Below are 12,838 nucleotides of genomic sequence, written 5' to 3'. Positions count from 1 at the left end.
ACTCGAACTGACGTTTTTAATACTTGCACCCTACAGATTAAAATACATTTTTTGTTCCGTTTACTCCACAAAAAGCACTCAAACTGACGTTTTTAATAATTGCACCTTACAGGTTAAAATACATTTTTTGTTCCGTTTACTCCACAAAAAAACACTCGAACTGACGTTTTTAATACTTGCGCCCTACAGGTTAAAATACATTTTTTGTTGCGTTTTACTCCACAAAAAACACTCGAACTGACGTTTTTAATAATTGCACCCTACAGGTTAAAATACATTTTACGTGGATTTTTCTCTACATATTTATAGATTAACTCCATGATGTATTTGTTGCTTTTGTATAAAGTGACGTTATGTTTTAAGTCTGAGGGTTCGGTTATGGCTTCATCGATTGAAAAATATCCCATCCCGTAAAAGTGTCCGTTTTCAACCCAAATACAACTGCGTTCTTCTTCAGTTCTGCCTTTGTCTATTATACCAAAACTCTGTTTATTGCTTTTTAAAAACTCCAATGCGTTTTCAACTTTTTCATTATGATTTTCAATTTCAGGTAAATTTATTTCCTGCTGTTCCTGTATTATACCTTTGGAAGTAGTGGTGTCGTATTTGCAAAAGCGATAATCAATTTCAAATTGTCTTGCCAAGCTTTGTAGTACATTTATACCCTCATACAAACTGCTAAAATGCTCTATGTTCGATTGGAACTTTGTTACTTTGCCAATTCCTAGATATTTATATCCATTTCTGGCTTCGTATTGGTATAAGCCAAATTTGGGTTCGTACTTTTTTAATGCTCGATTGTATGCTGGCCAAAGTTTTTTGATTTCGGTACATTCCAGTATTAATGCCATTAGTTCGGTAGCACAAATTTCAAATGAAATGGAATGAATGTCACGTAAAAAGTTTTGTCTTTGAGCATTTACACTATGACCAGTGAAATGTGTAGTCACCCGTTTTTTTATATTTATTGCTTTACCTACGTAGATCACTTTTTTGAACTCATTATAGAAATAATAAACACCAGGTTTTTCAGGTAATTGATTAAAATCATCAGGAGGTAGATTTGGAGGTAAACGTTGGTCTTGTGCTGTTTTTTTGAGCATTTGTTCTATTACTTTTTCTTCATCCCATTTTAATAATAGTGCAAATAGTATAGCTGTTGCCTCTGCATCACCACCAGCACGGTGTCTGTTTTCTAAAACTATATTTAAAGAGTTACAAAGTCTGCCTAAGCTGTATGATGCTAGTCCTGGCTTAATCTTTCTTGCTGCGCGAACCGTACATAATTTTCTTGCCGTCCACTTAAAGCCCGATTCTTCTAATTGGTGCCGAACGAATGAGTAATCGAAATTAACATTATGAGCTACAAATATTCGGTCTGTCAGTAATTCTAAAACTCTTTCGGAAATGTCATCAAATATGGGTGCATTCTTTACCAATTCGTTATTGATGCCCGTTAGCGCAAAAATAGCAATTGGGATTTCTTTTTGTGGATTGACCAATGTTTCATAGCGTTCTATTACTTCAGTACCATTATGGATGATAATTGCAATTTCTGTAATGCGACTGCCACGGGCATTTCCTCCCGTGGTTTCAATATCTACTATAGCGTATTCTATCTTTTTCATCTCTATTGTATAACGTGAATTTCATCCTGTTCGTGCATTATTTAAGCATTCATTCGGTGTCTTGGCAAATTAATTTCATGTGCTTGTGGATATGGTTCTCTGTCGGTTCCACTTATATCCTCCCTTATCTGTTGTTGGGTTCTATATTGGTCTTTGGCATCCATATAACGTGGATCTGGGACAAATGGCATCTTCGCCATTTTTGAAATCGTAACAGTTGGAAAATGATAATCTACTTCGACAATTCCCAATAACAAATAACATCCACCACCTTGAAAAGGAAACTGTAATAGGTTATCAGGAAAATGTACGGTGTCAAAATACGTGCCTTCATAATCTATCCAAGTGCCGAAATACATATTTCCTTTTATCGTTGGCACTTGTTTTCTCGAGATGAGATAGGCTAACATTTTGACTTGCTTTTTGTGATGAATGGCTAAATTTTTTGCCATAATATCACCACGATACTTCGTTTGAAGCAATTCAAAAACAGTACATGATACTGGAAAACTCAATAATTCAATTTCATCAAAAGCATCTTCGAGTAGGGAGCGTTCCAAATTTGGGAGTTTAAACTCTTTCACTGGTTCTTGTATCAGCATCAAATTTTTATTCTCCGGTTTTAAATTATTAAGCAATAGACTAGCAATTACTAAAAGTTGGTTCTTCGTTTGATTGGTAAACCGAAAAGCACCAATGAATATTAATGTTTTAATGCTTTCTATTCCCATTGGAATGCGATTTATAAAGTCTTCTAAAGAAATAAAGTTTCCGTTTTTTTCTCTATCGGATTGAATAAATAGAGCCATTTTACTATCTAAACTAAGAACGTGCATAAAACCTAAATAGATATCAGTACCGTAGAGATTCGTTTCGAAAGTACTTTTGTTTACACAAGGATTGTGAACTGTAGCACCTGCCATTCTTGCTTCATGGACGTAGACTTCTGTTCTGTAAAATCCTCCTTGGTTGTTAATTACTGCTACCATGAATTCTACAGGATAATAGACTTTTAAGTATAAACTTTGATAGCTTTCAACTGCATAGGATGCTGAATGCGCTTTGCAAAATGAATACCCTGCAAATGATTCAATCTGACGGTATATTTCTTCGCTAAGGTTAGGCGGATGTCCTTTTTGAGCGCATGATGCAAAGAAGTTGTCTTTCACTTTTTGTAACGCTGCAAGCGAACGTCCTTTGCCAGACATGGCACGTCTTAGAATATCTCCGTCTGCAGCAGGTAAACCTCCATAGTGTAATGCTATTTTGATAACATCTTCTTGGTACACCATAATTCCGTAGGTTTCGCCCAATTGCTGTTTGAACACCTCATGGAAATACTCAAATTTAGATGGGTTGTTGTGGCGGAAAATGTATTCTTTCATCATTCCTGATTTGGCTACTCCCGGGCGAATGATAGAAGAAGCTGCCACCAATGTTTTGTAATTATCACATTTGAGTCTTCTTAATAAACCCCGCATTGCTGGACTTTCGATATAAAAACAACCAATCGTTTTGCCTTGAGCCAAATAATTATTGGCTAATGCTTCATTTTTTGAAATTGATGTATCGCGAATATTTACCCGAATCCCTTTGTTTTTTTCAATCAGTTTGACCGTATCATCAATATGGCCAATTCCTCGTTGGCTTAAAATATCGAACTTTTCAAAACCAATATCTTCGGCGACATGCATATCAAAAAGCACAATTGGAAATCCTTTTGGAGGCAACTCAAGAGGTGTGTAATTTGTTATCGGTTCTTCGGAAATTATAATGCCACAGGAATGCATACTTCGTTGATTGGGGTATTTCTCCAGTAACATTCCATACTCTTGTACCAACTTTACAATGTGGTTCTTATCATGCAATTTCATGGGGTTTTTAGCCAACATATCTAATTCCTCTTTTGGAAGACCGAAAACTTTACCCACTTCTCTGAAAATTGAACGGTATTTGAATTCGACATTGGTACCACAAAAAGCCACATTTTCTTTGCCATACCGATTGAAGATGTATTCCAGGATTACATCCCGTTCTTTCCAACTCCAATCAATATCAAAATCAGGTGGGCTTTTTCGATTTTCATTTAGAAACCGTTCAAAATACAGATCTAGTTCCAAAGGGCATATATCAGTAATACCTAAACAATAGGCAATGATACTGTTGGCACCGCTTCCACGACCAATGTGCATGAAACCGCGGCTGTTGCTGTAGCGAATAATATCCCAGGTTATTAGAAAGTACCCACTGAATTCTAATTGGTCAATGACTTTGAGTTCTTTTGCAACTCTTGCTTTTGCTTCTGTATTTTTTTTCCCATACCTCCATAACATGCCCTGATGGGCCAAAGAAGTTAGTAATTCGATATCGCTTTGACGATTGTTGGTATAGTATTTTTTATTTCTAGGCGTATTGAATTCAAATTTGAAATTGCATTGTTCAATTACATTTTCTGTATTGGCAATAATTTCGGGATATACCGTATAATGAGTTAAAAGTTCTTCTAACGGTTTTAGGACTTCAGTGGTTTTGCAATAGTCGGCTTCTGTTAGTTTTGATAGAATGATATTGGAATCAATTGCCCTTAAAATTTTATGTAGATTGAATTCCTTTTTTGTTCTAAAAGTCACTGGTTGCAACACGACCATTTTGGCTATTTTACTTTTAAGTTCTGCAGCAAAAAGTTTGGGCAATTCTTCGGGGCGAATACCAATGTATTCATTCTCTCGTAGCGAAAGTGGTGCATTTTCTATGGTGTAGATTATAAAAACAGAAACGAATTCTGGTGCTTGCTTTGGTAATGGTTCTCCGCTGAAGTTATGAGCTGTTAAAAAACGATTCATTTCTGCCAGTCCACTTGCGTCTTTGGCTAAACCGATGTAACGCATTTTATTTTCAGAATGGAATTCGATACCCACAAGCGGTTTAATCCCTACAGCATCACAGCTTTTGATAAAAGCATAAATGCCAGTTACGGTATTAATATCCGTTAATGCCATTGCTTTTACTCCACAAGTAACAGCTTGCCCTATAAGATCATTGAGGGGAATGGTGCCGTAACGGAGGGAGTGGAAGGAGTGGCAGTTGAGGTACATGGGAGTTGTTTAAGGGTTTAAATTGTTTAAGGTTTAAGGTTTAAGGTTTTAAATTGTTTAAGGTTTAAGGTTTTAAATTGTTTAAGGTTTAAGGTTTAAGGTTTAAATTGTTTAATGTTTAAGGGTTTATTTGTTTAATTGTTTAAGGTTTAAGGGTTAGGGTTTGGGGAGTCTTCTTAAAATTTCGTCTTTGGTGTTGGGTTTAAAGGATGCGCCGGCACAACGCATTACGGCATCAAATCCATAGCGGCTTTTCATTTTGTCCATTGCTTCATAGAGTGCCAACATTTCTTCGGTATCCTCAAACAGATTGATTTGATAGGTTCCTCTCACCAGACCGCTAAAACGAATGCCAATTAATCGCAATCTCATTCGTCTTTGGTATAATTTGTCGAAAAGCTCCATTACGTTTTTGGTGAGTACATGATCTGCTGAAGTATAAGCAATTTTGCATTGCTTCGTTTCGGTATCAAAATTGGCGTATCGTATTTTGACCACTATAGTTGAAGTTAGCCATTGTTCTGAACGCAGTTGAAAAGCTAGTTTTTCGACCATTCCTATTAAAATTGATTTTAATTTGATTAAATCAATAGTGTCTTGAGAGAAAGTATGTTCGGTTGATATTGATTTTCTTTCCGTGTAGGGTTCTACCGGATTGTTGTCTATTCCATTTGCTTTTTTCCAAATCTCCACACCGTTTTTACCAATCATTTGTTGAAGGACCTCAGCTGGCATCTCAGAGAGTGTTTGTATTGTTCGAATTCCAATTCTTGATAATAACCTAAAAGTTACATCACCCACCATTGGGATTTTTTGAATGGATAATGGATTTAAAAATGCCTTTACCAAGTGCTCTGGTATTTCTAGATTTTGCTTTTGCTTTCCTTCACCAGTGCCAATTTTTGAAACCGTTTTATTAACGGATAAGGCAAAAGTTAAGGGCAAACCTGTTTCTTTTGTAATCGTTTTAGCGAGTTCATCTGTCCATTTATAACTGCCATAAAATTTATCCATTCCGGTAATGTCTAAATAAAACTCATCGATACTGGCTTTCTCCACTATAGGTGCTTTCTCTTGAATAATTTCGGTAATAGTATGCGAGAATTTTGAGTATAATTCCATATCTCCTTTCATCACTTTGGCTTGTGGACAAAGCTTTAAAGCCATGTTTATAGGCATAGCGGAACGCACACCAAAACGGCGTGCTTCATAGGAACAGGATGCGACTACACCACGGTCACCGCCGCCTATAATTAGCGGAATACCTTCTAATTGAGAATTAGTGATTCTTTCGCAGGAAACGAAAAAAGTATTCATATCGAGATGTACAATTGCCCTAGCCATTTTACTAATTTTATAGGTTACAAAATTAGTACAGATACTAACATTATTTTGTATATTTGCTGTTACAAATTATAACAAAATCACTATGTCGTTATTTTCAGACAATATCAGAACGCTGCGCATTAAGGATAAAATCTCCCAAGAAAAATTAGCGGAGCAGTTGGGAATTACCAGAGGGAGGTATGTTAAATATGAAGATGGAACCTCAGAAGCTCCTTATGATATTTTGAAGAAAATTGCTCATCATTTTCACATCAGTATTGATTTATTGTTAGCTGTTGATGTGCGTAAAATAGACATTCAGGATTTAATTAAATTAGAAAACAACCGATTGATATTACCCATTCAAGTTGATACCATTGGGGAGAATGTTATTGAAATTGTAACTCAAAAAGTGAAAGCCGGTTATTTGAGTGGCTATGCCGATCCCGAATATATTGAAAGTTTACAGCAAATTTCTTTACCCTTTTTGGGACCAGGAAAACATCGAGGATTTCCAGTTGAAGGCGATTCTATGCCACCGCATGAGGAAGGTTCTATTATTGTTGGTCGCTATGTTGAAAGGCTAGGGGAGGTGCAGGACGGCAAAACGTATATATTGATTACTAAAAACCAAGGGATGGTTTATAAGCGTTTGAATAAAAATAAAAAAAATGCTTTGGTTCTGGAATCGGATAATCGATTCTACCCCAATTATGAAGTTAAGTTTTCTGAAATTCTAGAAATTTGGGAATTCGAATGTAATATTGGACGAACGGATAAGAAAGAACCAGTAACAGAAATTGAAAGTTTACGAGAAATTTTATTGGAATTGAAACGGGAAGTTTCGGTAATTAAGGAACAAACGAATTCTCAAGCATAATGGATGGTTGTTAGGCTAGATGAGACCTCGAAGAGCTGGTGTATTATTTTTAAATTTCTATTTTTGGTTTCCAAGTTTCTGTCAACAAAATTCAACTTTCACGCTACTGCTTTACAGATTTCGCTTTACGTTTCTAACTTTTTTTGTTTACTAAAAAAGTATTATGTTGGTTAAATTTTATCTCTAAATAATCCATATAATAGTGTCAAATTTATTATTGCAAATGTAATCACCAATGCTATTGTTATAGTCTCTTCAGTTAAAAAACTGTATTCTTGAATCATTTCGATTAATTCATATATTACATAAACACTACTTATTAAAACTAAAATACTATTACTATAACAAAGTGATTTTTTTAATTTAAATTTAGTTTTATCAGTTTGTTTAAAGATTGTTAAAAGAACTGAAGTGATTATTGCAAAAAGATAAAAAAGATAATTTGTATTATTAGGGTCACTATTATGGCCTCCAGCTCCAACTAGAAATTCTGCCGTAAAAAAGAGAGGAACACTTACTATCAATATAAATCGATAAATAATAAAACTAGATTTGAATATTAAGTTGGTTTTCATAATGATTGTATTAATTTTTGGTTGAAACTTCTTTTCAACTAGCTTTTGTATGCGTTATTTCTTCTTTACTTGAATAATTTTACTTTTTATAGAATCATTCTGTTTTTCTGTATACTGTTCTTTTTTAATAACTTCATTTTCATTAATTGTATCATTTTCAATTACCGCTGGTTCCCCATCTATTACTGCTTTTCCCATACAACTTGATAAAGTAAAAAGAATACTCAAGGAAAATAATGCAACTTTTTTAATCGGTTTAATTTTAATTCGGCTAATTCGATTTCTCAAATTAGAATATTTGATACTATTTTTAGTTTCAATTTGATTAAATTTAAAATGACCACAAATGCTTTCTTTACTTGAATTTTCAATCAAATATTTTTGAATTTCAAGATTCTCCATTTTTGTAAAATCCACAACTGTTTTATTGCAAGAATTACAAAATTTTCCATTCTTATTTGGTGTCATTGAATTCCAATTTTGATTGCAAGGTTTTGGAATATTTATTTTGTTTTCCATTTTATTTCAAATTATTACTTTAAAGATCTTTAAGAAAATTGTTCGCTTTTTTTCGTTTTGAGTGTCAATTTCTGCCGATGTTCTGGTATTATGGCTTTGGGACTAAATTAAGTGCATTCTTCGAATTTGGCACCTGAGTACTGATAATTTTCGGGATGAATAGACGAAACACCCGAGCGATAGCGAATAGGCAAAACAATCCCGATAGCTATCGGGACACAAGTACAAAACCGACTTTCCATTAAGCTTATTGCCCAAATCTGATGTAGCTGTTATATGCCTTTTTTTTTTCATTCTGTCTGTTAGTTGAAAATGTCATAAAATCTCCAATAGAAAAATAGTCCGATTAGTATAATGTAAATAAGATTGTTTAAGGTAAGTAGCCACTTGGCAAGTACACTCCAATTTTTCTCTTTTATTAGTCTGTAATTAATCATAGAAAAAGGCAGTATAAGTAGTAGCAGTAGAAATGGAATGTATGAGGTTAAACTTATAAAAATATTTGTCGGGTCTTTATAAGGTGCAGGAAAGTAGAAAACGTTAACAGGTCCGCTTAATACATACATATAATAGAACAAAATTAGACCAATTGGAAACAGTAATAGTTGAACATAAGAATACTTTTTACTCTCTCTCTTTCTGAAATACTGAATTAGAAAGAATATCGAAGTCAGTAAAAAAAATCCAGCAGAAGCAACTATAAATACTCCTATTAAAATGCTGTCTTTTGGGGTTTTGTAATTGCGTAATTGTTCAAATTCAGGGTTATTCGGGAATAGTGTTTCTATCGCAATAATATGGTCGCCCTTTTTTAATTCTTCACTTAGGTTGAATTGCACAGTTGTCTTATAGTCGTGATAAAAATACAAATTCACCTTCCCTCTATTTAAGTCCCATATAGATGAGAGTAAAGTTCCATCTCCAATTTTTTTTCTGCAAACGTGCATTTTGTCTGACAATGCGGTGCAGAACTCTAATGTAGTGTCAATGCCGTTCTTCAGAAATGCTACACCGTTTCGGTACCTGTCAAGTTTATTAGCATTTTGTTCTGGAGTTATGGAAGGACAAAAGTTGGATATAACGTATGTTGGTTTACTACCGATAGTCAATTTGTATGGCTCTACAATTAAATATTTACCGGATTTGTCAACGTAAATAAAAACATCTTCGATAAAATAGCTGTGGTCATATTTGCTGATATATTCCTGTACCTCTTCTACTGTTTTGCAATTGTGTAAAATGTCTTTCAAATATTTTGTCGGGTTGGATATGGTTTTTCTGTTTGCAAAGCTTTTTTGTTTTGGGTGGTATGCGACAAGTCTTTCAAATGCGAGACCCATTTCATTCATTCCTGATTGCGGTGCGTATCCGTTTTCTCCGTCAAATCTTGCTCCTGTAAATGCTGCACCGTATCTATCTATAGTTGCGTTTTCAAACCAAATATGAGGTGTTGTAAACCAAGCATCGTGATTACTTCCGAAAAATGTTCTGTTGCCAATTGTAATTTTATATCCACTGCACGCAATACTGTCTTGTATAACACTAAAAGTTATAATCGTCAATAAAATAAGTCTCGCAAATTGCATTTTTTTTATTTTGGTTGTCATAATTTGTCCAATTTGTAATTTTATTTTTAGTTGTTTGATTTATGGTTGAGGTGTCGTCCTAAAATGGTATATAACGTTCTGGCACTGCAGTGGGTTTGGGACTAAATTAAGCCCTATTTTCGTATTTGCCACCCGAGTCCCGATAATTATCGGGACGAACAGGCGAAGCAATCCCGATAGCTATCGGGACCCAAATACAAAACCAACTTTTAATTAAGCCTAATACCCAAATTGCTTGTAGCGTGTGTTATATGATGTGCTTATTAGAGAGAGTTTTTGTAAAGTTCACTTACTTTGTCCAGCTTTCGTCCTAACAATATTTGAGCATCTTTTGGTGCTTTTTCGATTTGTTCTTTAGATAAACTTTTCTCAAGTTCTTTGATGTCTTTAATAGCTTCTTCCTGTTTTAAAATACTAAAATCAATTTTTGATTCATTGTAGATTAAGTACCATAAATAGCTTTGATAAATATCTTTTTCAAAATATTTTCCGTTTCCATAAAAGTTGGCTAATTCTAATCTTGCGGAAGTTATATTTCCGCTCAGCGCAAGATTTTCAGGATTGGGGAGTTTGGCAAGTTTTATTATCCATTCTTTGAATTTTGATGTGTCAGCTTTTACTCCATTTCCTGTCAGATAACAATCTACAATATTCCACATACAAGTAGCGTCATTATTGTTTGCACATTTCAGAGCATATTCAAAAGCCTTTTCAGAGTTTTGTTCGATTCCTTGTCCATTACCATAAGCCATCATCAATGCATAATGTCCATCATTAAAACCATTGTCAGATGATTTTTTATACCATTCGATAGCTTCTTTTTCGTTTTTAATTCCAGCTACTCCGTTTTGCAAAAAATATCCCAAATTATATTGAGCTTCAGCATTTCCTAATTCAGCTGATTTTTTTAAAATTGGGAAAGCTTCATCATATTTTCCTTGTTGCACTAATGCTTTTGATTGTTGATTTAATTCATCTGCACTTTGTCCAAATGTTAGTTGAAAAATCAAAAGAGAAATAAAAATTAAGAGGTTTTGTTTCATTTTAGCAGGTTTTTGTGGGAGCATATCATATAACGTCCCGCTACTACAGCGGGTTTGGGACTAAATTAAACCCTATTTTCGGATTTGCCAATCCCGATAGCTATCGGGATCCAAATACAAAACCATTTTTCCATTAAGCCAAATCCCCAAATTGCTTGTAGCGTGTGTTGGCGATAGTGCATTTTAGTCTAAACAACTCAAAATGTAGACACACATCAAAAACACAATCATAATAAATGCGATGTTACTAATTTTATAGATTATTTTGTTTTTCGAAGATTCTTTTTTCCATTGTGAAACCATATAATTGTTGTTTTTTTTGAATATTTTATCGTTAAAATACTTCAATATTAAAGAGATAACAACAAAAACCAGAAAACTAAAATTGAGACTAATTTTTAAATTAGGTAGTAAAACTTTCTTCAAAATTGCACAAATTACCACTAATAGAAATGATTCATAGATAGAAATCAAACGTGTAGCGCGATCGGGATCTTTCGCTCTAGTGTTAAGGTAAAATAATAGATTATATATTTTTTTAATTTCCAAAAATAAATTTTATTCGTTGAATTCTCTTCGGTTCCATTTGCATTATCGCCAACGTCCCCGCGCTACAAGCAGTTTGGGACTAATTTAAGCTCTATTTTCGGATTTGCCAAATCTTCCAAATACAAAACCATATTTAAATTAAGCCTAATACCCAAATTGCTTGTAGCGTGTGTTAGGTAGCGTAACTTTTTACATTTTTCTAATTCCAAGTTTTAAATATAGTTTGATTAACAGTTTCTTTGTCAGATGGCGGTGGTGGTGGTGGAGGAAATCTAACAATATGTTTTCCGTAATCTATATCTTTCGTGTAAGGAGAAAATTTTAATGATTTAATTATTTTCCTGAATTCAGCAGATATTTTATAGATATTGGTTGGAGCTTTCTTTCCATAAACGAATACAGAATCAAGTTTTTTTCCATTTTGTATCAATAATTTAAAGGCGTGTCTGTCTTGTAAAGATGATTCAGAATATGATTCTTCTAAATTGGAAAAATCAATGTTGTCAACTAAAGAATCTATTTTTATTTTATGTTTTGTCTTATTTATAGCGAAAAACGATTTTTGATTAGGTAAATATTCTGTTAGAAATACTGTGTCATTGCAAGTTAATTTCAATGTATAAACTTCTTTTTCGGTTGCATCTGAATAAATGTAAGATTTCAAAGAATCACATTTAGCAAATTCCTTTCTATGACAGTTTGAAAGTCCAATAGAAAGTAAAAGTAAAAAGTAAAATTTCTTCATATCCGCAATTTTGGTGTTATGCTACCTAACGTCCCGCTACTACAGCGGGTTTGGGACTAAATTAAGCCCTATTTTCGGATTTGCCAAATATTCCCAAATACAAAACCAACTATCCATTAAGCCAATTGCCCAAATCCGTTGTAGCGTGTGTTAGTGGCTGGTTTTTATTCCCTTTCTTAATATCCCAATTTTATTAAACTCTAAAACTTTGCTAAATTCTTGATTCCAAATTGAAAAATCGTGAGTTCTGAGGTATTCTTTTGTTTTTGCGACAATATTAGTTTTTTCTGTTTGAAAAGATTCGTTTCTTGTAAGTGAGACGAATAATATTTCGCTTTCAAAAAAACTTTCTATTATTTCTTGAATAAAATTTTCACTGTTGGTTTCTTCGAAATCGAAGTAAATCCATTCACTTTCAGATTTATTAGATGGTATTAACCATTCTATTTTGTTATGATAAGTTTTATTTGCCTCATAAATTATTCTTGAATCCATAATTGTATTTTTTTCTGATTTCAATTTAGGATTTAGTATTGATATAATTTTTCCAGTTCCAATTATATTTGGTCCTTCTCGAAAGTCAAATTCTAAATTTTCGCAAAGTTGATATTTGAAATATTCTTCAGCAAGTATTTTAATTTCAGCTATTACTGTATCACCTGGGAAAACTTTTTCTTTATCAATAAAAGTTTGAATACCTGAAGTTTGCATTTCAGAAAAAGGAAACTTTATTGTAGGTCTATATCCAGAAAAGGTATAACTATTACGTCCTCCTTCTTCGTTTTTTTTGTATTTTAATAATGCTATAAAATCAGATTTAAAATTCATTCGTAATATTTTCGCACAGTTTTTTCGAAGCTTGCTACTAACG

The 12,838-nt window shown here is 33.5% G+C and carries 10 protein-coding genes; 1 reads left to right on the top strand and 9 read right to left on the bottom strand.

What is annotated here, in order from left to right; all coding sequences use genetic code 11:
• Positions 1-260: 260 nt before the first annotated feature.
• The 3 genes from OLM57_RS16195 to dinB form a co-directional block, all read right to left on the bottom strand.
• Entirely contained in the window at positions 261-1,628 is a 1,368-nt protein-coding gene (locus OLM57_RS16195; RefSeq protein ID WP_264564732.1) for an exonuclease domain-containing protein, read from the bottom strand.
• A 41-nt stretch (positions 1,629-1,669) separates the two neighbouring features.
• Complete coding sequence (locus OLM57_RS16190; RefSeq protein WP_264564731.1) at positions 1,670-4,723, bottom strand: DNA polymerase III subunit alpha; 3,054 nt, start codon at positions 4,721-4,723, stop codon at positions 1,670-1,672.
• 156 nt (positions 4,724-4,879) lie between these two features.
• The gene (dinB, locus tag OLM57_RS16185; protein WP_264564730.1) at positions 4,880-6,067 is read right to left on the bottom strand and encodes a DNA polymerase IV; all 1,188 of its coding nucleotides are present in this window, start codon (positions 6,065-6,067) and stop codon (positions 4,880-4,882) included.
• An 85-nt stretch (positions 6,068-6,152) separates the two neighbouring features.
• Between dinB and OLM57_RS16180 the strand changes: the two genes are divergently transcribed.
• A complete protein-coding gene (locus tag OLM57_RS16180; RefSeq protein WP_264564729.1) occupies positions 6,153-6,929 on the top strand; it encodes an XRE family transcriptional regulator in 777 nt (258 codons plus the stop codon).
• Positions 6,930-7,099: 170 nt separating this feature from the next.
• Here OLM57_RS16180 and OLM57_RS16175 read toward each other — a convergent pair whose 3' ends face one another.
• From OLM57_RS16175 to OLM57_RS16150, 6 genes are all read right to left on the bottom strand, one after another.
• Positions 7,100-7,504, bottom strand: a complete 405-nt coding sequence (locus OLM57_RS16175) for a hypothetical protein (protein ID WP_264564728.1) — start codon at positions 7,502-7,504, stop codon at positions 7,100-7,102.
• A gap of 54 nt (positions 7,505-7,558) precedes the next feature.
• On the bottom strand, positions 7,559-8,023 hold the full coding sequence (locus OLM57_RS16170; protein ID WP_264564727.1) for a hypothetical protein: 465 nt from the start codon (positions 8,021-8,023) through the stop codon (positions 7,559-7,561).
• A 302-nt stretch (positions 8,024-8,325) separates the two neighbouring features.
• Positions 8,326-9,630: a hypothetical protein gene (locus OLM57_RS16165; protein WP_264564726.1), complete on the bottom strand. Its 1,305-nt coding sequence runs from the start codon at positions 9,628-9,630 to the stop codon at positions 8,326-8,328.
• A 263-nt stretch (positions 9,631-9,893) separates the two neighbouring features.
• Positions 9,894-10,673, bottom strand: coding sequence for a tetratricopeptide repeat protein (locus tag OLM57_RS16160; protein ID WP_264564725.1), 780 nt, complete (start codon positions 10,671-10,673; stop codon positions 9,894-9,896).
• 748 nt (positions 10,674-11,421) lie between these two features.
• A complete protein-coding gene (locus OLM57_RS16155) occupies positions 11,422-11,967 on the bottom strand; it encodes a hypothetical protein (protein WP_264564724.1) in 546 nt (181 codons plus the stop codon).
• A 150-nt stretch (positions 11,968-12,117) separates the two neighbouring features.
• Positions 12,118-12,795, bottom strand: a complete 678-nt coding sequence (locus OLM57_RS16150) for a hypothetical protein (protein WP_264564723.1) — start codon at positions 12,793-12,795, stop codon at positions 12,118-12,120.
• Positions 12,796-12,838: the final 43 nt, after the last annotated feature.

Source organism: Flavobacterium sp. N3904 (assembly GCF_025947305.1).
GTDB lineage: Bacteria > Bacteroidota > Bacteroidia > Flavobacteriales > Flavobacteriaceae > Flavobacterium.
The sequence above is the reverse complement of the archived record's forward strand: the minus strand, read 5'-3'. Positions and strand labels throughout refer to the sequence as shown.